Origin of the sequence: Leifsonia sp. Root227, from assembly GCF_001428745.1 — a bacterium.
Classification (GTDB): domain Bacteria; phylum Actinomycetota; class Actinomycetes; order Actinomycetales; family Microbacteriaceae; genus Leifsonia.
This window is the reverse complement of sequence record NZ_LMIO01000001.1, coordinates 803,180-822,382: the sequence shown is the minus strand read 5'-3', so window position 1 is coordinate 822,382 and position 19,203 is coordinate 803,180. Positions and strand designations below refer to the sequence as shown.

The 19,203-nt window shown below is 69.6% G+C and carries 16 protein-coding genes and 1 riboswitch; of the genes, 8 read left to right on the top strand and 8 right to left on the bottom strand.

The genetic code is table 11. The features are described 5' to 3' along the window. Positions 1-3 precede the first annotated feature (3 nt). From ASE16_RS03780 to ribH, 5 genes are all read left to right on the top strand, one after another. Positions 4-873 carry an SDR family NAD(P)-dependent oxidoreductase gene (locus ASE16_RS03780; protein WP_055890685.1) on the top strand — a complete coding sequence of 290 codons (870 nt, stop codon included), beginning with the start codon at positions 4-6 and terminating at the stop codon, positions 871-873. Positions 874-925: 52 nt separating this feature from the next. Next, a riboswitch (FMN riboswitch) is annotated at positions 926-1,086 on the top strand. Between the two features lie 73 nt (positions 1,087-1,159). Further along, positions 1,160-2,224 carry a bifunctional diaminohydroxyphosphoribosylaminopyrimidine deaminase/5-amino-6-(5-phosphoribosylamino)uracil reductase RibD gene (ribD, locus tag ASE16_RS03775; protein WP_055890684.1) on the top strand — a complete coding sequence of 355 codons (1,065 nt, stop codon included), beginning with the start codon at positions 1,160-1,162 and terminating at the stop codon, positions 2,222-2,224. Between the two features lie 2 nt (positions 2,225-2,226). Next, positions 2,227-2,904: a riboflavin synthase gene (locus ASE16_RS03770; protein ID WP_055890681.1), complete on the top strand. Its 678-nt coding sequence runs from the start codon at positions 2,227-2,229 to the stop codon at positions 2,902-2,904. Beyond that, positions 2,901-4,169 (top strand): GTP cyclohydrolase II, encoded by a 1,269-nt coding sequence (gene ribA, locus ASE16_RS03765; protein ID WP_055890679.1) that lies wholly within the window; start codon positions 2,901-2,903, stop codon positions 4,167-4,169. The genes ASE16_RS03770 and ribA overlap by 4 nt, the downstream gene beginning before the upstream one ends. Continuing rightward, entirely contained in the window at positions 4,166-4,642 is a 477-nt protein-coding gene (gene ribH / locus ASE16_RS03760) for a 6,7-dimethyl-8-ribityllumazine synthase (RefSeq protein ID WP_055890677.1), read from the top strand. The genes ribA and ribH overlap by 4 nt, the downstream gene beginning before the upstream one ends. A 22-nt stretch (positions 4,643-4,664) precedes the next feature. On the opposite strand, the gene ASE16_RS03755 is transcribed toward ribH, so the two are convergent. Together ASE16_RS03755 and ASE16_RS03750 are read right to left on the bottom strand one after the other, a co-directional pair. Further along, the gene (locus tag ASE16_RS03755) at positions 4,665-6,626 is read right to left on the bottom strand and encodes a lectin-like domain-containing protein (protein WP_157480092.1); all 1,962 of its coding nucleotides are present in this window, start codon (positions 6,624-6,626) and stop codon (positions 4,665-4,667) included. Positions 6,627-6,695: 69 nt separating this feature from the next. After that, positions 6,696-7,190 carry a DUF2269 family protein gene (locus ASE16_RS03750; protein WP_055890674.1) on the bottom strand — a complete coding sequence of 165 codons (495 nt, stop codon included), beginning with the start codon at positions 7,188-7,190 and terminating at the stop codon, positions 6,696-6,698. 190 nt (positions 7,191-7,380) lie between these two features. On the opposite strand from ASE16_RS03750, the gene ASE16_RS03745 reads away from it, so the two are divergent. Further along, positions 7,381-8,778 (top strand): MFS transporter, encoded by a 1,398-nt coding sequence (locus tag ASE16_RS03745; RefSeq protein ID WP_055890673.1) that lies wholly within the window; start codon positions 7,381-7,383, stop codon positions 8,776-8,778. A gap of 72 nt (positions 8,779-8,850) precedes the next feature. Here ASE16_RS03745 and ASE16_RS03740 read toward each other — a convergent pair whose 3' ends face one another. Genes ASE16_RS03740 through ASE16_RS03730 form a run of 3 tightly spaced genes read right to left on the bottom strand, consistent with a single transcriptional unit; the run spans position 8,851 to position 11,464 of the window. Beyond that, entirely contained in the window at positions 8,851-9,657 is an 807-nt protein-coding gene (locus tag ASE16_RS03740) for an ABC transporter permease (RefSeq protein WP_055891573.1), read from the bottom strand. Between the two features lie 41 nt (positions 9,658-9,698). Continuing rightward, positions 9,699-10,541 (bottom strand): ABC transporter permease, encoded by an 843-nt coding sequence (locus tag ASE16_RS03735; protein WP_055890671.1) that lies wholly within the window; start codon positions 10,539-10,541, stop codon positions 9,699-9,701. After that, a complete protein-coding gene (locus tag ASE16_RS03730) occupies positions 10,538-11,464 on the bottom strand; it encodes an ABC transporter ATP-binding protein (protein WP_055890669.1) in 927 nt (308 codons plus the stop codon). Before ASE16_RS03730 ends, ASE16_RS03735 begins: the two co-directional genes overlap by 4 nt. A 249-nt stretch (positions 11,465-11,713) precedes the next feature. On the opposite strand from ASE16_RS03730, the gene ASE16_RS03725 reads away from it, so the two are divergent. Next, positions 11,714-13,684 carry an ABC transporter ATP-binding protein gene (locus ASE16_RS03725; RefSeq protein WP_055890668.1) on the top strand — a complete coding sequence of 657 codons (1,971 nt, stop codon included), beginning with the start codon at positions 11,714-11,716 and terminating at the stop codon, positions 13,682-13,684. A gap of 112 nt (positions 13,685-13,796) precedes the next feature. On the opposite strand, the gene ASE16_RS03720 is transcribed toward ASE16_RS03725, so the two are convergent. After that, positions 13,797-15,632, bottom strand: coding sequence for a phosphoenolpyruvate carboxykinase (GTP) (locus tag ASE16_RS03720; protein ID WP_055890667.1), 1,836 nt, complete (start codon positions 15,630-15,632; stop codon positions 13,797-13,799). A gap of 114 nt (positions 15,633-15,746) precedes the next feature. Here ASE16_RS03720 and ASE16_RS03715 point away from each other — a divergent pair, with 114 nt between their 5' ends. Beyond that, the gene (locus ASE16_RS03715; protein ID WP_055890665.1) at positions 15,747-17,189 is read left to right on the top strand and encodes a helix-turn-helix transcriptional regulator; all 1,443 of its coding nucleotides are present in this window, start codon (positions 15,747-15,749) and stop codon (positions 17,187-17,189) included. Between the two features lie 37 nt (positions 17,190-17,226). On the opposite strand, the gene ASE16_RS03710 is transcribed toward ASE16_RS03715, so the two are convergent. After that, a complete protein-coding gene (locus ASE16_RS03710) occupies positions 17,227-17,988 on the bottom strand; it encodes a 3-hydroxyacyl-CoA dehydrogenase (protein ID WP_055890663.1) in 762 nt (253 codons plus the stop codon). A 26-nt stretch (positions 17,989-18,014) separates the two neighbouring features. Further along, the gene (locus tag ASE16_RS03705; RefSeq protein WP_055890661.1) at positions 18,015-19,202 is read right to left on the bottom strand and encodes a thiolase family protein; all 1,188 of its coding nucleotides are present in this window, start codon (positions 19,200-19,202) and stop codon (positions 18,015-18,017) included. Between the last annotated feature and the right edge of the window lies 1 nt (position 19,203).

Below are 19,203 nucleotides of genomic sequence, written 5' to 3'. Positions count from 1 at the left end.
CGCATGACCGCCTCCGCGACCGGCTCCGCCTCCGTCCTCCTCATCACCGGAACGTCGACCGGCATCGGCCGGGCCGCCGCCATCGCCGCCGCCCGCGCAGGTCACACCGTCGTCGCGACGATGCGCGATCTCGGCAAGCGCGGGCCCCTCGACGCCGCCGCGCGCGAGGCGGGAGTATCGCTCGACGTGCAGGCTCTGGATGTGACGAGCCCCGCATCCATCGAGGCGTGCTTCGCGCACATCCGGTCGGCGCACGGACGACTGGACGCGCTGCTCAACAATGCGGGCGCCGGTCACGTCGGCACGATCGAGGACGAGTCCGTTCAGGCCGTTCGCGACGTGATGGAGGTCAACTTCTTCGGCGTCGTCGCCGTCACCAAGGCGGCGCTGCCCCTGCTGCGCGAGAGCGGCGGCAGGCTGCTGACCGTCTCCAGCGTCGGCGGGGTGGTCGGTCAGCCGTTCAACGAGGCGTACTGTGCGGCGAAGTTCGCCGTCGAAGGCTTCCTGGAGTCTCTGACACCGGTGGCCGCCGCGCTCGGCGTGCGGGTGACGGTCATCGAGCCTGGCGCCGTCTCCACCGAGTTCGTGGCGAACGTCGGAGCGGCCGGCTCGGCTCCTGCGGACGACTCGCCGTACCGGCCGCTGTTCGACGCGTACCTCGCGCGCACCGCCGCCGCGTTCGATCCGGCCAACGCGCAGACGCCAGACGGCGTCGCGGAGGTGATCGTCTCCGTGCTGGCGGACGAGCATCCCGCAGCCCGCGTGCAGCCGTCGGAGGCAGCGCGCCGGTTCGCCGGGGTGAAGCTCGCAGACCTCGACGGCTCGGTCGTCCAGGGCGTCACGGCCGGCTGGATCAGGCAGCCGACCGCGTAACAGTGCGACGGGAATACTCGGCGGACCCGCGCGTTGACTAGACTCAGAAGATAAACGTGCTCCGGGGTCGGTGAAAGTCCGAACCGGCGGTGACAGTCCGCGAGCGGGGCTGCGTGAGAGCGCAGCACTGTTGAGCCGGTGAAATTCCGGCACCGACGGTAATGGGGTCAGGCAACGCCTGGCAACTCAGTCCGGATGGGAGGCAGCACGGGTGGCGGTCGCGTGCGACCGCTCGCCACGCGACCCCGGCACACGTCTCGATTCAAAGAGACAGGACCGATCTGGGATGACGTGGGACGCGGCGATGAGAACCGCCATCGAACTCGCTCACAACGGGCCGGCCACCGGCGTGAACCCGCGGGTGGGCTGCGTGATCGTCGACGCCGACGGCGCGACCATCTCCGAGGGCTGGCACCGCGGCGTCGGAACGGCGCACGCGGAGGTGGACGCGCTGTCCAAGCTCGGCGAGGGAGCCGCGCGCGGCGCGACCGCCGTCGTCACGCTCGAGCCGTGCAACCACTGGGGTCACACCGGTCCGTGCTCGGAGGCCCTGATCGAGGCGGGCGTCTCCCGCGTCGTCTACGCGGTGTCCGACCCCGGCCACTCCTCCGGCGGAGGCGCGGAACGGCTGCGCGAAGCCGGAGTCGAGGTGATCGGCGGCGTGCTGGCCGACGAGGTCGAGTCCTTCCTCGACGACTGGCTCACCGCCGCGCGGCTCGGCCGCCCCCACATCACCGTCAAGTGGGCGAGCAGCCTCGACGGCCGTGCTGCCGCGGACGACGGCACGAGCACCTGGATCACCGGCGCAGCGGCCAGGCAGCGCGTTCACGAGCAGCGCGAAGCCTCCGACGCCATCGTGGTCGGCACAGGCACAGTGCTCGCCGACGACCCCAGCCTCACGGCCCGCGGCGACGCAGGCGAGCTGATGCGCACCCAGCCGACGCCTGTGGTGGTGGGGATGCGCGGCGTGCCCAAGGATGCGGCGATCTTCCGCCACCCCAACCCCGTCATCTTCGAGGGGACGCACGATGTGCACGAGGTGGTCGCCGACCTTCACCAGCGCGGCTTCCGGCGCGTCTACGTCGAGGGAGGGCCGACGCTCGCCAGCGCGTTCGTCGAGGCCGGCCTCGTCGACGAGTTCGCGATCTACCTCGCGCCCACCCTGCTCGGCGGCGGCAGGCTCGCGCTGGGGGACATCGGGGTCGGGACCATCGCTGAGCAGCGGCTGCTGCGCATCCAGTCGGTCGAGCAGTTGGGGGCCGACCTGCTGGTCCGCGCCGTGCCGGAGCCGTCGCGGGAGTCGTCGCAGCCGTCGCAGAACACAGAGCAGTCACAGAGAGAAGGCAACTGAGCATGTTCACCGGAATCATCGAAGAGCTCGGCGAGATCGTCGCCGTCGACCTCACGGACGACGCCGCCCGCATCACGGTGCGCGGCCCGCTCGCGGTCAGCGACGCGAAACACGGCGACTCGATCTCGGTCAGCGGCGTCTGCCTCACCGTCATCGGCCAGGATGCGGAGACGTTCACCGCCGACGTGATGGCCGAGACGCTCGCCATGAGCACGCTCGACGGCGTCCAGCCCGGCCGCACGGTGAACCTCGAGCGCGCCGCCCAGGTGGGCGACCGCCTCGGCGGCCACATCGTGCAGGGCCACATCGACGGCACCGCCCGTGTGCTCTCCATCACGGACGGCAGCGCTTGGCGCGTCGTGCGGCTGAGCCTCGACCCTGAGCACGCGCCCCTCGTCGCGCGCAAGGGCTCCATCGCCATCGACGGCGTCTCGCTCACGGTGAGCGAGGTCGGCGGCACCATCGACGACGGCTGGTTCGAAGTTTCCCTCATCCCGGAGACCCTCGCGGCCACGACCCTGGGCGAGCGCGCCGTCGGCGACCTCGTCAACATCGAGACCGACATCCTGGCCAGGCACGTCGAGCGAATGCTCGGCCTCGGCTACGCGGGGCGCGAGAGCGTGCTCCCGTCCTCCATTTCAGACCCATCGACCGCAGAACCGGAACGGAGCGCATCATGAGCCTCGCCACCATCCCCCAGGCCCTCAGCGAGCTCCGCGCCGGACGGCCGGTGATCGTCGCGGACAACGAGAGCCGCGAGAACGAGGGCGACGTCATCCTCGCCGCAGAGCTGGCCAGCCAGGAGTGGATCGCCTGGACGGTCAAGAACTCCTCCGGCTTCATCTGCGCACCGATGACCAACGAGATCGCCGACCGGCTCGACCTCCCCGTCATGGTCGCCACCAACGAGGACGCGCGCGGCACCAACTACACGGTGAGCGTGGATGCGGCCGACCGGCTCAGCACCGGCATCAGCGCCGCCGACCGCGCCCACACGCTGCGCGTGCTCGCCGACCTCGACTCCGTGCCGTCCAGCCTGCACAGGCCAGGACACATCCTGCCGTTGCGCGCCGTCGACGGCGGCGTGCGCGAGCGCGACGGGCACACGGAGGCCGCCGTCGACCTGCTGAAGCTGGCCGGGCTCACCCCGGTGGGCGCCATCGCCGAGATCGTCGCCGACGACGGCGAGATGATGCGCCTCCCCGGCCTGATCGACCTCGGCGAGCGCGAGGGCGTGCTCGTCATCACGATCGAGGCGTTGATCGCCTACCTGCAGGAGTTCCACTGCGACCAGCAGCTGGAGACGGTCACGCCCATCCCGGAGACCTCCCGGGTGATCTTCGAGGTCGAGACCACGGTCCCGACCACGCACGGCTCGTTCAAGATGCGCGCATACCGCGACCGGATGACCGGAGCGGACCACGTGGCCATCGTGTCTGGCAAGCCCAGCGCATCCGGTACCCTCGTCCGGGTGCACTCGGAGTGCCTGACCGGTGAGGCGTTCGGCTCGCTCAAGTGCGAGTGCGGCCCGCAGCTGGATGCGGCGCTCGACACGATCCAGCGCGAGGGCGGCGTCGTCGTCTACCTCCGCGGCCACGAGGGCCGCGGCATCGGGCTGATCAACAAGCTCCGCGCATACAAGCTGCAGGAGGAGGGCCTGGACACGCTCGACGCGAACCTCGCCCTCGGCCTCCCGATCGACGCCCGCGACTACGGGGCGGCGACGGCCATCCTGCAGGAGCTCGGCATCGAGTCGGTGCGCCTGCTGACCAACAATCCGGAGAAGGTGCGCCAGCTCGAAGAGCACGGCATCGGCGTGGAGGAGCGCGTGCCGCTCGTCGTCGGCGTCGGCACCTTCAACGAGGGCTACCTGGAAACCAAGCGTGACCGCATGGGTCACCTCTTCACCCCTGCTGAGCAGACAGCGGAAAGGACAGCACGATGAGCGGAGCGGGAGCCCCGAACGCCCTGGAGAACGTCGACGGAACCGGCCTGAACGTCGTGATCGTCGCCGGCACCTGGCACGACGAGATCACCGATGGTCTGATCGCGGGCGCGCAGCGCACGCTGGAGGCCTCAGGAGCGACGTTCTCTCTGGTGCGCGTGCCTGGCAGCTTCGAACTCCCCGTGGTGAGCAAGGCCGCCCTCGAGGCCGGTGCGGATGCGGTGGTCGCCCTCGGCGTCATCATCCGCGGAGGGACGCCTCACTTCGAGTACGTCTCTTCCGCGGCGACCGATGGGCTCACCCGCGTCGCCATCGACACCGGCAAGCCCGTCGGCTTCGGCGTGCTGACCCTCGACGACGAAGCCCAGGGCATCGACAGGGCCGGCCTGCCGGGCTCGCGAGAGGACAAGGGCGCAGAGGCGGCGCACGCTGCGCTGAGCACGGCGGTCACGCTGCGCGCGCTGCGCGGCTGAGACCGGTCGGCGTTCGGCGGCGTTACCGGCCTCTGGCCGCGCGCCGTCGGACGGCGAGCGCCACGCCGACCAGCAGCAGGGCGGACCCAGCCACGATGGGCCAGGTGGCATCGCTGCCGCTATCGGCGAGTTCGGCCTGGCCGGTGCCAGGAGTCGCTGGGGGCGTCGGAGCGGTCGTCGGGGTGACCGTGGGTGTCGGCGTCGGCGTCGGCGTGGGCGTGGGTGTCACGGCGTTCACGGTGATCGTCGCCTCGGCTGGCGGTGAGGTCACGGAACCTGCGTTGCCGGAGGCGGTGGCCGTGTTCGTGACGGAGCCGGCGTCCGCGTCGGCGGCCGTCACCGTATAGCTGCCCCGGCAGACCGTGCTCGAACCAGGCTGATCGGCCGGTTGCAGGGTGTCGGCGTCGCAGACGATCCCGGTCAGGCGGTCGTCGGTCACGGTGATGTCCGCCACCGGCGTGGCGGACTCGTTGGTCACCACGTATTCGTAGTCGACCGTGTCGCCGACGTCGTACGGTGCGCTGTCGTCGACGTTCTTCTGCAGCGCGAGCGAGACTGGACCACCGAGCGGGGTCGACGTGCCGGACGGCGGAGACTCGACGACGCCACCGGGACCCGTGGCGGTCGCGGTCGCGGTGTTCTCGACGTAGCCACGCGTCACGTCGGCCTGCGTGACGACGTAGCCGCCCGTGCAGGTCGTCGACTCGCCGACCGGCAAGGTCGTGGCAGGGCAGACGGCTCCGACCACCAGCGGATCGTCGATGGCCAGACCGGTCAGAGTCGCTCCCCCGCTGTTGGTCACGACGAACTCGTACGGGATTGTGTCACCGACGCCGTAGGCCGGGGTCGGACCGGCCGCGGTCGCCACCTGCTTGACCAGGTCGAGAGCGGGCAGCGGATCGAGCGCCTGGACTCTCACCGTACGGATCAGGTGGACATCGGTGAACAGCCCGGTGGATGCGGCGAAACCGAACTGATACGTGGACGGCACCGGCTGGGGCGCGGCGAACGACAGCACCTGCTGCGGTCCAACGCCGAAGTCGACGGACACCGTCACTTGCGGGTTGGGCGCCGGGGAGATGACGACGGTCACGACCCGCTTCGACGGCTCGAGCAGCGCGGCGGCGTCCGCTGCGCTGGTCCCTGGCGGGATCGTGGTCAGCGGGCCGTGCAGTTGGTCGGGGAGGGTCGACGGCCACGGCGCCGTGCTGCTGAAGTTCGTGGTCGTCGCCGTGAGGAAGCAGTAGCCGTTCGCGCCGTCGCCGGGCCCTCGCACGGTCACCATGTTCGCACCTGGCCCAGGGATGCGGAACGGAGTCCCCGCCGGCGATCCTGCCTGGCAGTTCTGGCCGCGCTTCTCCCAGTCGCCGAAGTAGTTGCCGAGCACATCCAGACCGATGCCGAGGTAGCCGTGGTTGACGCCGGGGATGAGCGTATTCGCCGGATTGTCGTCCGGAAGCTTCTGCGCGTAGCCGAGGCTCCCGCCGAACGCGCCAGGCGCATCCAGAGTGGCCGCGCCGTCCACGAGGAAGAACGCGATGCCGTCCGCAGGCGACGGCGTCTGCGTTCCGCCGTACTGCCACTGCTCGAACGAGATCTCCACCCCGCTGGTCGCCGGCAACGGCTGCGTGTAGAGCACGGCGCCCGCCTGGTCGTTGGATGCGTCGGTGAGCTGCAGGAACCCGTCCGGCGCTCCCCCGCTCGGCGGCGTCGGTCCGGTCGAGACGGGACAGCCGGCGAGCGGGTGCTCCCCTGGCGCAGGCGCAGCTCCCGCCGGCGCACCGGTCAGGCAGGCGGAGCCGTAGCCGACGAACGACGGAACGGCGGTCGCGCCACGGAAGTCCTCATCCAGAAGTGTCGGCCCCGTCGCCTGAGCGTGAACGGGCGAGACACCTCCCGCGAGGCCGATCACGACGAGCACCGCCAGCACGACGCCCAGACGCCCCGCTCGACGAACCCCACCGTGACCCTTCCCCGCGGTCATGCGCACACCATACTCGCGCTGTTCTCCCAGCGCCAGGGCCGCCGCGGCGGGCAGTACGAGCTGCGGCCGCTACGGCTTCCAGACCATCAGCACCACCACGAGCACCAGCAGCAGCGACGCGACTCCTGAGCCTGCGGCGATGGCCGGGTAGCCGCGCGAGGACAGGTCGGCGGCCTCGCCTGCCGGGGTCTGTCCTGCCGCGACGGCGGCCGGGGCACCGGATGCGCTGCGCGTCTCCAGCGCCTCCGCAGCCTTCTTCATCGCGGGCACCACGACGAACAGCGTCAGGCCGAGGGCGATCACGTAGGCGATGATCGACCAGAGGATCCACGGCGTCGTCACGGTGGTCTTGTACTTCGGATCGGACATCCCCATCACACCGAAGCCGAACACGATCACGAGCAGCGAGAGCAGCGAGAAGAGGTTGGTCGACTTCGCCAGCGTGGCCACCTGGGCGGCGTTGCCCGCGCGGACGGCGCGCATCGCGGTCATCGGCAGGATGGCCATCGGACCGACGATGAAGACGGCCGACACGACGTGCAGAACTGCGAACAGAGTATCCATGCCTCCAGCGTAGCGACCGGTCCCATCCGCGCCGGATTCGAGCCTGCCGCGCCGCCGACGTATGGTGGAGGGGCGCCACAAGCGCCCCAACCACACCACTTCTGCTCACGAGTTCGCGAGACGCCCGACCGACGCCCGCATCCACCAGCATCGTTCTCTGTTCGTCACGCAACCCGGAAGTAGCACCTCCATGTCTTCGACGGCCTCCGTCACCCCACCAGCCGCACCAGCGAACACGCGCGGCCGCGTCATCCTCGCCAGCCTCATCGGCACCTCGATCGAGTTCTACGACTTCTACGTATACGCGACCGCGGCCGTGCTGGTGTTCCCCGCGCTGTTCTTCACGAACGAAGACCCCACGACGGCGCTCCTCGCGTCGTTCGCGGTCTTCGGCGTCGCGTTCATCGCCCGCCCGGTCGGCTCGATCCTGTTCGGCCACTTCGGCGACCGCATCGGCCGCAAGGGCACCCTCGTCGGCTCGCTGCTCACGATGGGCATCGCGACGGTCCTCATCGGCTGCCTGCCCACCGCACAGGTGCCAGGCTGGGAGTTCTGGGCGCCGTTCCTCCTCGTCGTGATGCGGTTCTGCCAGGGCCTCGGGCTCGGCGGAGAGTGGAGCGGCGCGGCGCTGCTGGCGACGGAGAACGCCCCGGCAGGAAAGCGCGCGATCTACGGGACGTTCCCGCAGCTCGGCGCACCGATCGGCTTCATCATCGCCAACCTGCTGTTCCTGGCGCTCAACCTGTCGATGAGCCCCGAGGCGTTCAGCGCGTGGGGCTGGCGCGTGCCGTTCCTGCTCAGCGCCATCCTGGTGATCGTCGGGCTGTACGTGCGGCTCAAGCTGGTCGAGACCCCGGCGTTCCAGAAGGTCGTCGACACCGGCGAGGTGGCCAAGCTTCCCCTGGCGCGGGTATTCAAGACCAGCTGGTACCAGATCATCCTCGGCACGTTCATCATGCTGGCCACCTACGTGCTGTTCTACCTGATGACCGCGTTCACCCTCACCTACGGCACCACCGCCGCCACCGAGGCCACGGCCCGCGCGGCAGCCGAGAAGACGGGCAAGGCGTTCGACCCGAGCACGTTCGTGCCGGGGCTCGGGTACACCCGCAACGAGTTCCTCATCATGCTCATCGTCGGCGTGGTGTTCTTCGGCGTCTTCACGCTGGTCGCCGGACCGCTCGCCGAGCGCTACGGCCGCCGCAAGACGCTGATCTGGGTGACGCTCGGCATCATCGTCTTCGGTCTGCTGTTCGTGCCGCTGTTCGGCGGAGGGTTCGTGGGCACGATGGCGCTGCTCATCGTCGGCTTCACGCTGATGGGGCTGACCTTCGGGCCGATGGGCGCCGAACTGCCTGAGCTGTTCCCGACCAACGTGCGATACACCGGCTCCGCGATCAGCTACAACCTGTCCAGCGTGCTCGGCGCGGCCGTCGCCCCGACCATTGCGGTCTGGCTGTGGACCGTCGCGCACGGCTCGACGCTCTGGGTCGGCATCTACCTGTCCGGCGCCGGCGTCCTCACGCTCATCGCGCTCTTCCTCAGCAAGGAGACGAAGGACATCGATTTCAACGAGAACGTCTCCTAGCGGGCTCGACTCGTGCAGAAGGCGCGGTCCGGGATGCCCGGGCCGCGCCTTTCGCACGAGTGGATGCGCGCGCTAGTCGAGGAACAGCGCGCGCAGCCGCCTGGTCGTCAGGATGAGGCCGAGCACGATCATCACGGCGAAGTACAGCACGTGCCAGAGGAGCCCCGCATCCACCGCCCCCGTGGTCAGGTCGCGGACGAGCTCGACGCCGTGCCAGAGCGGGAGCGCCTGGATGACCACCTGGATGGCCGGTGGGTAGACGCTCAGCGGGTAGAACGTGGCGGACAGCAGGAACATCGGCAGCATGACGAAGTTGATCCAGTCCATCTGCTGGAAGGTCTTCATGTAGCTGGTGATGCCCATCCCGAAGCTGGCGAACCCGAACGCGATCAGCAGCACGGCCGGCAGTGCGAGGATGGCCCACCACGACAGGTTGAGCCCGAGCGCCTGCATCACCAGCATGAAGCCGATGGCGTAGAGCGCTCCGCGTGCCAGGGCGAGCAGGATCTCCCCCAGCGCCACGTCGAGCGGCCCGAGCGAGGTCGACAGCATCCCCTCGTAGAGCTTCGCGAAGTGCATCTTGAAGAACACGTTCCAGGTGGAGTCGTAGACCGCGCCGTTCATCGCGGCTGTCGCCAGCAGGGCCGGAGCGATGAATGCCGCGTACGACACCTCCTGGCCGGACGAGGTTGCGACGTCCCCGACCATCTTCCCGAGCCCGACGCCGAGGGACAGCAGATAGAAGATCGGCTCGAAGAAGCCGGAGACGACGACAAGCCAGTTGGTGCTGCGGGTGGCGAGCCAGCCGCGCTGCATGACACTGGATGCGTTCCCCGCGTAGAGCGCGCGCAGCGGCCTGCTGTGCGAGACGGTCGCGATGAGACGCTCGTCGGTCTGGGTCTGGGTCTGGTCTGCGCCGCTCACTTGTTCAGCCTCCTCGCGGCGATCCGGCGCGTCCACATCCAGAACACGACGAACAGCGCAGCCAGATAGAGCACGTGGGTGATCGTCAGCCAGAGCGGCTCCGGCATGCCGTAGGTGAACACGCGCGCCAGCTCCGACGCGTGCCACAGCGGGGACAGCCAGCCGATCCACTGCAGGAACCACGGCATCGCGGTGAGGGGGAAGAACGTGCCGGAGAACAGCGTCATCGGCAGCAGCACGAAGCGCATCACGAGGGCGAGCTGACCGGTGTCCTGCTCCAGGGTCGCCACGTAGGTCATCACCGGCACGCCGAACGCGACGCCGGCGAGAACGGCGACAGGGATGGCCAGGAACCCTGTGGCCAGCGGAACCGCACCGAACAGCAGCATCACCACGTAGTAGATGATGCTGGCCGTGAGCAGCCGCGCGACCACCGAGATCACCAGGCCGTCGATGATCTGCCCGGCCGAGATCGGCGCGGCGTTCATGCCGTAGAAGGTCGGGTTCCACTTGAACCCGAGCATCACCGGATAGGTGAACTCCTCGCTGGCGATGGTCACCGCCGCTGTGCAGAGCAGCGCCGGGGCGACGAACGCGAGGTAGCTGACGCCATCGACGCCCTGGTCCCCCAGGTTGCGGCTGACCAGGCTGCCGAGGCCGACGCCCATCGCGAACAGGTAGAGCAGCGGGTACCCCAGCGCGGTCATCAGCACCGTCTGCAGGTAGGAGCGCATCACCCGGAAGCGGTGCTCCGCGACGTACCATGCCCCGAACCTGCGTGGCCGGACCGCCGCGGCGATGGCGACCTGCGCATCCGGAGCCGTGTCTGTTGCGCTCATTCGATCAGACTCCTGCCGGTGAGCCGGAGGAAGACGTCCTCCAGACTGGAGCGGCGCACGAGACTCGTGATGGGGTGCAGACCGCGCTCTGCGATGCGCACCAGCTCCGCCTCTCCGTCGTCGCTGTAGACCAGGATGCGATCGGGCAGCACCTCGATGCGTTCGCCGATGCCGTCGAGCCGTTGGGCTACCTCGCTGTTGCGCTCGGAGCCGAACCGCACCTCGAGCACCTCACGGGACGAGTACTCCCTGATGAGCGCCGCAGGCGATCCCTCCGCCATGATCGTGCCTTTGTCGACGACGACCAGGCGGTCGCAGAGCTGCTCGGCCTCATCCATGTAGTGGGTGGTGAGCACCAACGTTGTGCCCTGCTCCTTGAGCCGGAACAGCCGGTCCCAGAGGATGTGCCTGGCCTGCGGGTCGAGCCCGGTGGTCGGCTCGTCGAGCAGCAGGATGCGCGGGTCGTTGATGAGGGCGCGGGCGATGGTGAGGCGGCGTTTCATGCCGCCGGAGAGGTCGTCCACCTTGGCCTTCGCCTTGTCCTCGAGCTGTGCGAAGGCCAGCAGCTCGTCCGCCCGCTTCCGCACCCGCGAGCCCGGCAGCCCGAAGTAGCGGCCGTAGACGATCAGGTTGTCGCGCACGCGCAGTTCGGTGTCGAGGTTGTCGGCCTGCGGCACGACGCCCAGCTGCGAGCGGATCTCCGGTCCGTGGCTGTTCGGATCGAGGCCCAGGATGCTCAGCTCGCCGCCCGTGCGCGTTGACACGGCGCCGACCATCCGCATCGTCGTCGACTTGCCTGCGCCGTTCGGACCGAGCAGCCCGAACGACTCCCCGGGAGCCACCTCGAAGCTGATCCCGTTGACGGCGGCGAACTCCTTGTACTTCTTGACAAGGTTGTTCGCGGTGATGACAGGCGCTGGCATAGTTCATCAGAGTAGACCGATCCTCCGACATCGTCGCCTGTGCCGCCGATCGGCCCGCACCGCGGATCGATCGGTACTGCCGATCGGTCGGGCGAGATACCAGATCTGGGTGAACACGCAGTCCGCAGGAAGTACGGTCGAAGTAGCATTCCGAGTCGGCGCATCCCGCGTCCGCGCATCCCGAGCAGCGGCAGCGCCCCACCAACCCCGAGAAGCCCCATCAACCCCGAGAAGACGAACGAGACTGTCATGACCACCGAACAGACCAGCCAACCGCGCCGACGCTTCGGCCGACCGGGCAAAGACGGGGACGATGGCCCTCGCGCGAAGTTCAGCCAGCTTCTGCCGTACCTGTTCGAGCACAAGGCGGTGCTGAGCGTCGTCATCGTGCTCAGCGTGCTCGGCGCGGCCGCGAGCCTGGCCCAGCCGCTGCTGGTCAGCCAGGTGATCGACATCGTCGGCAAGCAGCAGCCACTCGGCGGCCTGGTCTGGCTGCTGGTGGTCCTGGTGGTCGTCTCCGCTCTGATCTCCGGCTACCAGCACTACCTGCTGCAGCGCACGGGCGAGGGCGTCGTGCTCTCCTCGCGCCGCCGCCTGGTGGCCAGGATGCTCAACCTCCCGATCAGCGAGTTCGACACCAGGCGTACCGGCGACCTGGTGTCGCGGGTCGGCTCGGACACCACCCTGCTGCGCGCTGTGCTGACACAGGGCCTCGTCGAGGCCATCGGCGGCGCGCTCACGTTCATCGGCGCGCTCATCGCCATGCTCATCATCGACCCCGTACTGCTCGGGCTGACGGTGCTGGTGATCGCGGTGTCCATCGTGGTGGTAACCCTGCTGTCCGGCCGCATCCGGGTGGCCAGCCAGCAGGCGCAGACCAAGGTTGGCGACCTCGCCGCGTCTGTCGAGCGGGCGATCAGCTCCGTGCGGACGATCCGTGCCGCCAACGCGACAGAGCGCGAGATCGCGGCGATCGACGCCGACGCAACCGGCGCGTGGAAGATGGGCATCAAGGTCGCGAAGATCTCGGCGCTCGTCGTCCCCGTCGCCGGCATCGCGATGCAGGTGTCGTTCCTGGTCGTGCTGGGCGTCGGCGGTTTCCGCGTTGCGAGCGGCGCGATCACGGTGGCGAACCTGGTGGCGTTCATCCTGTTCCTGTTCATGATGATCCTGCCGCTCGGTCAGGCGTTCGGCGCCGTCACGGCCGTCAACTCCGCGCTCGGAGCGCTCGGGCGCATCCAGGAGATCATCGACCTGCCGTCGGAGGACGAGCACGACCGCGAGATCGCGCCGCTCGCCATGACCATCGGCGCGGCCAACGAGGGGCTGGCACCGGATGCGCCGGCGATCGAGTTCGCGAACGTGCAGTTCTCTTATCCGGACTCCTCCGTGAAGGCCGAGCCGACGCCGGACGCCGGCGAGGCGAGCATGGAACGGCTCGCGTTCGAGGCGATGGGAGGCACGGACATCGTCGCGGAGGCTGAGGTCGCTGCCGGTCGCGGCGATGCGGAGAGCGACGGCGCAGGCAGGCACCGGCAGGCCGGGGTGCTCCACGGGGTCAGCTTCGCCGCTCCCCGAGGCAAGCGCACCGCGCTGGTCGGCCCGTCCGGCGCCGGCAAGTCGACCATCCTGGCCCTGATCGAGCGGTTCTACGACCCGACAGGCGGCGAGGTGCGCTTCGGCGGCCTCGACGTCCGCACGCTCGACCGCGCGGCGCTGCGCGGCCAGATCGGCTACGTGGAGCAGGACGCGCCGGTGCTCGCCGGCTCGCTGCGCGACAACCTCAAACTCGCCGCACCGGATGCGACGGACGCCGAGTGCATCGAGGTGCTGCACGCCGTCAACCTCACCGAGGTGCTCGAGCGCGACGACAGTGGCCTGGATGCGCCGGTCGGCGAAGACGGCATCATGCTGTCGGGAGGCGAGCGCCAGCGTCTCGCCATCGGCCGCGCGCTGCTGGCCGCCCCTCCCGTGCTGCTGCTGGACGAGTCGACGTCGAGCCTCGACGGCCGCAACGAGCAGCTGATGCGCGAAGCGATCGACGCCGTCGCAGAGGACAGGACGCTCATCGTCATCGCCCACCGGCTCTCGACGGTCGTCGACTCCGACCAGATCGTCGTGCTCGACCACGGCCGCGTCCTCAACACAGGCACGCACTCCGAGCTGGTCGTCTCCACGCCCCTCTACCGCGACCTCGCCAAGCACCAGCTCCTCGTCTAAAGAATCGAGTCCGGACTTCTTCACGAGACACGCCGGGGAGCGGTGTGAAGAGGTCCGGACTCGATGGGTACCCGCGGTCAGGCGCGGGGGTCGTGGGGCGGGCCGGAGGCGGTCAGTCGCGCAGGTGGTAGCGGAGCGACGCGAGCTCGGCGCGCAGCGCGGCGGGGACGCGGTCGCCGAAGCGGGAGAAGAACTCTTCGGTGAGATCGCACTCGGCCAGCCAGGACTCGCGGTCGACGTCGAAGAGCGCATCCACGTCGGCGTCGGGGAGGTCGAGGCCGTCCAGGTCGAGCTCCGCGGGGATCGGCAGCCGGCCGATCGGCGCATCCACTGCTCCCGCGCTGCCTTCGACGCGTCGGACGATCCACTCGATCACGCGCGCGTTCTCGCTGAAGCCCGGCCAGAGGAACCGGCCGCCTTCGCCCTTGCGGAACCAGTTGACCTGGAAGATGGCCGGAGCGTTCGCCCCGAGCTTCTCGCCCATCTTCAGCCAGTGGCCCCAGTAGTCGGCCATGTTGTATCCGCAGAACGGCAGCATCGCGAACGGGTCGCGGCGCAGTTCGCCGACCGTCCCCTCCGCAGCGGCGGTCTGCTCGGACGAGATGGTCGCGCCGAGGAAGACGCCGTGGTTCCAGTCGCGGGACTGCGCGACCAGCGGCACGTTCGTCGCACGGCGTCCACCGAACAGGATCGCGTCGATCGGCACGCCGTCGAAGGCGTCCCAGTCGTCCGCGATCGCGGGGCACTGCGCGGCGGAAACCGTGAACCGGGAGTTCGGATGCGCGGCCGGACGTCCGCTCTGCGGCGTCCAGTCCTCGCCGCGCCAGTCGATGAGGTGCGCAGGCGGCTCCTCTGTCAGGCCCTCCCACCACACGTCGCCGTCGTCGCGCAGCGCGACGTTCGTGAAGATCGTGTTGCCCCACAGCGTGTCGACCGCCGTGGCGTTCGTGCCTGGACCCGTGCCGGGTGCGACGCCGAAGAACCCGGCCTCCGGGTTGATCGCGCGCAGGCGCCCGTCCGGTCCCTGACGGAGCCAGGCGATGTCGTCGCCGACCGTCTCCACCGTCCAGCCGGGGATGCTCGGGCGCAGCATCGCGAGGTTCGTCTTGCCGCACGCGGACGGGAACGCCGCAGCGATGTGGAACGCGCGCCCCTCGGGGGACGTGACCTTGACGATGAGCATGTGCTCGGCCAGCCAGCCCTCGTCGCGCGCCATCACCGAGGCGATGCGCAGTGCGAAGCACTTCTTGGCGAGGATCGCGTTTCCGCCGTAGCCGGAGCCGTACGACCAGATCTCCCTGGTCTCCGGGAACTGCACGATGTACTTGGTCTCGTTGCACGGCCAGGCGACGTCGTCGTGCCGGACGCCGTGCGCATCCACCAGGGGCGCCCCGACGCTGTGCACGGTGGCGACCCACGGCTGGCCGGCCTCGATCAGGGTGAGGACCGTCGGGGTGACGCGGGTCATCATCCCGAGGCTGACGGCGACGTAGGCGGAGTCCGTGAGCTGGACGCCGACCTGGGAGATCGGACCGCCGACCGGGCCCATCGAGAACGGGACGACGTACATCGTGCGGCCGCGCATGCTGCCGGTGAAGACCTCGCGCAGCTCTGCGCGCATCGCCTCCGGCTCGCGCCAGTTGTTGGTGGGCCCTGCGTCCGTCTCGTCGACGGAGCAGATGAAGGTGCGGTCCTCGACGCGGGCGACATCGCCGGGGTCGGTGCGGGCCAGGAAGCTGTTGGGACGCCACTCCGGATTGAGGCGGATGAGCTTGCCCTCTGCGACGAGCTGCTTGGTGAGCCTGTCGGATTCGGCGAGGGAGCCGTCGCACCAGACGACGTCGTCCGGCTGGGTGATGGCGGCGATGTCGGCGACCCAGGCGCGCAGCGCGTCGAGGCCGTCAGGCTGGTCATCGAGGTCGGAGAGCGGGAGCTCGGCGAGTGTCATTCCGGAGTCCTCTCGGTAGAAAGTTTGGGCTTGAATCAAGCATCCGAGAGTTTTCGGGGTTAATCTCTCGAAAAGTGCTGGAAAGAATCCCGATTCTTTCGCTATCGTGAACAGATGGATCAGCCCACCGCCGACGTAGCGACCCTCGGCCACCGCATCCGGCACTTCCGCAGCCAGCGCGGCCTCACGCTCGACGAGCTCGGCGCAGCCGCCGGGGTCGCCGCGAGCCAGCTCTCCTTGATCGAGAACGGCAAGCGCGAGCCCCGCATCACGCTGCTGACCACCCTCGCGACGGCGCTCGGCGTGCAGCTCGCCGATCTGCTCTCCGCCGAGCCACCGGATGCGCGCGCCGCGCTCGAGATCGAACTCGCCAGGGCGCAGCGCGGCAGTCTGTACGGCTCGCTCGGGCTCCCGGCCGTCAAGCCGACGAAGGGCACGCCGACCGAGACCCTCGCCGCGCTGGTCGGGATGCACAGGGAGCTCAGCAGGCGCGCATCGGAAGCCATCGCCACGCCGGAGGAGGCCCGCCGCGCCAACACGGAACTGCGCGAGCGGATGCGCGCGCAGAACAACTACATCCCGGAGATCGAGGCGTTGGCGGAGGAACGGGTGCGCGCCTCAGGGCACACGCACGGCGCGCTCACGCACCGCGAAGTGAGCATCATGGCCGAGCAGCTCGGCTTCGACCTGATCTACGTCAACGACCTTCCGCACTCCGCCCGCTCCATCACCGACCTCGCGAACGGACGCATCTACCTGCCGCCGGCGAGCATCCCTGGCGGGCACGGTCTGCGCTCGATGGCGCTGCAGGCGATGGCGCACCGGCTGCTCGACCACGAACGCCCGCAGAGCTATGCCGACTTCCTGCGGCAGCGACTGGAGATCAACTACTTCGCCGCGAGTTGCCTGATGCCCAGGGATGCGGCCGTCGGCTTCCTCGCGCAGGCCAAGCAGGACAAGGACATCGCGGTAGAAGACTTCCGGGATGCGTTCGGCGTCACCCACGAGGCGGCGGCGCTGCGGCTGACCAACCTGGCGACCACGCACCTGGACATGACGCTGCACTTCCTGCGCGTCGGCGACGACGGCGCGCTGTACAAGGGCTACGAGAACGACGGCCTGCCGCTGCCGACGGATGTGACGGGGTCGATCGAGGGCCAGATCGTCTGCAGGAAGTGGGGCGCCCGCTCGGCGTTCACGCACACCAACCGCACGACGGAGCTGTACCAGTACACCGACACTCCGGCCGGCACGTACTGGTGCGCGACCCAGACCGGCACGACCTCGGCCGGCGGCTTCTCGATCAGCGTCGGGGTGCCGTTCGACCAGGCCAAGTGGTTCCGCGGCCGCGAGACGGCGGCACGGGCGGAGTCGCACTGCCCGGACGAGTCGTGCTGCAAGCGCCCGCCCGCAGCGTTGGAGAGCCGCTGGGCGGGCCAGGCCTGGCCGAGCGCGCGACTCCACGCGCACATCCTGTCGCCGCTCCCCTCCGGCTCGTTCCCGGGCGTCGACGACTCCGACGTCTACACCTTCCTCGAAACCCACTCCGCCTCCTGACCCCGTCCCGGGAGAGACGGGGACAGGACGGAGCTGGTCAGCGGGGCTGCATGCGGATGGCTCCGTCGAGGCGGATGGTCTCGCCGTTCAGCATGGGGTTCTGGACGATGTGGAGGGCGAGTGCGGCGTACTCGGACGGCTTGCCGAGGCGGGAGGGATGCGGCACCTGCGCGGCGAGCGAGTCCTGAGCCGGCTGCGGGAGCCCGGCCATCATCGGCGTCTCGAAGATGCCGGGCGCGATGGTGACCACCCGGATGAGGTCGCGGGCGAACTCGCGGGCGAGCGGGAGCGTCATGGCCGCGACCCCGCCCTTCGACGCCGAGTACGCCGACTGGCCGATCTGCCCGTCGAACGCGGCGACGGAGGCGGTGTTCACGATCACGCCCCGCTCCTCCCCCACCGCCTCGGTCTGCACCATCGCAGCGCCGGCCAGCCGCACGACGTTGAACGTGCCGATCAGGTTGACCCTGATCACCCGCTCGAACTGCTCCAGCGGCAGCACGCCGTCGCGCCCGAGCACCTTGGCCGCTGTCGCGATCCCCGCGCAGTTGACCACCACGCGCAGCGGGCCGAGCGAGGCGGCGACGTCGACCGCCGCCTGCACCTGGTCCTCGTTCGCCACGTCGGCCGCGACGAACCGTGCCGTCGGGCCGAGCGCGATCGCCGCCTTCTCGCCCTCCGAGCTGGGCAGGTCGAGCACGACCACGTGCGCTCCCGCCTCGGTGAGGGCACGGGCGGTGGCGTTCCCGAGACCGCTCGCTGCGCCGGTGACGATGGCGGAGCATCCGTCGATCTGCATGGTAATTCCCTTTCCGAAAGCCGCGTTCAGCGGAGGACTTCGATGATGGTCGCGTTGGCGGTTCCTCCGCCTTCGCACATGGTCTGCAGGCCGTAGCGGCCCCCCGATGCTTCGAGTTCGCTCAGCAGCGTGGCGAGCAGCCGGGTGCCTGACGAGCCGAGCGCGTGCCCGAGCGCGATGGCGCCGCCGTGCGGGTTGAGCTTGGCCGGCTCTGTGTCGAACTCGCGCTGCCAGAGCAACGGGATGGGCGCGAACGCCTCATTGACCTCGTACGCGTCGATCTCGTCCAGACGCAGGCCGCTGCGGTCGAGCACCTTCCGCGTGGCGGGAAGCACCCCGGTCAGCATCAGCAGCGGGTCGCTCCCCGCGACTGCGAAGCTGTGGAACCGTGCCCGCGCCCGCAGGCCGAGGCGCGCTGCGGCTTCGGCGCTCATGATCAGCGCCGCCGACGCTCCGTCGGTGAGCGGGGAGGAGTTCCCCGGCGTGATCCGCCAGTCGAGCTGCGGGAAGCGCGAGGCGAGCGCGTCCGTCCGGAACGACGGCTTCAAGTTGGCGAGCGCCTCTGCGGTCGTCGCCGCCCTGATCGTCTCGTCCGCCGTGACGCTTCCGCTGTCCGGCGTCGGAACGGCCACAAGCTCGCCGTCGAACGCTCCAGAGGAGGCGGCCTCGGCGGCGAGAGCGTGCGATCGCGCCGCGAAGTCGTCGAGCTCGCTCCGCTCGAAGCCCCACTGCTCGGCGATAAGTTCCGCTGCCACCCCCTGGTTCACCAGCCCGTCCGGGTATCGCCGCGTGAGCAGCGCTCCCCCGATGGATGCGCCCCCGACGTTCGAGCCCATCGGCGCGCGGCTCATCGACTCCACCCCGCAGGCGATCGCGATGTCGTACGCACCGGAGATGACGCCCTGCGCTGCGAACGCCGCCGCCTGCTGGCTCGACCCGCATTGCCGGTCGATCGTCACGGCGGGCACGCTCTCCGGGAAGCCGGCACTCAGCACGGCCGTCCTGGCGGTGTTGCCCGCCTGCTCGCCCGCCTGGGTGACGCATCCGCCGATCACATCGTCGACGAGAGCAGGGTCGAGCCCGATGCGGTGCACCAGCTCGGCCAGCACCCCGGCGAGCAGGTCGGCCGGGTGGATGTCCGACAGCGCTCCGCCCGGCTTCCCGCGCCCTGACGGGGTGCGGATCACATCGACGATGACCGCCTCTGTCGCCATG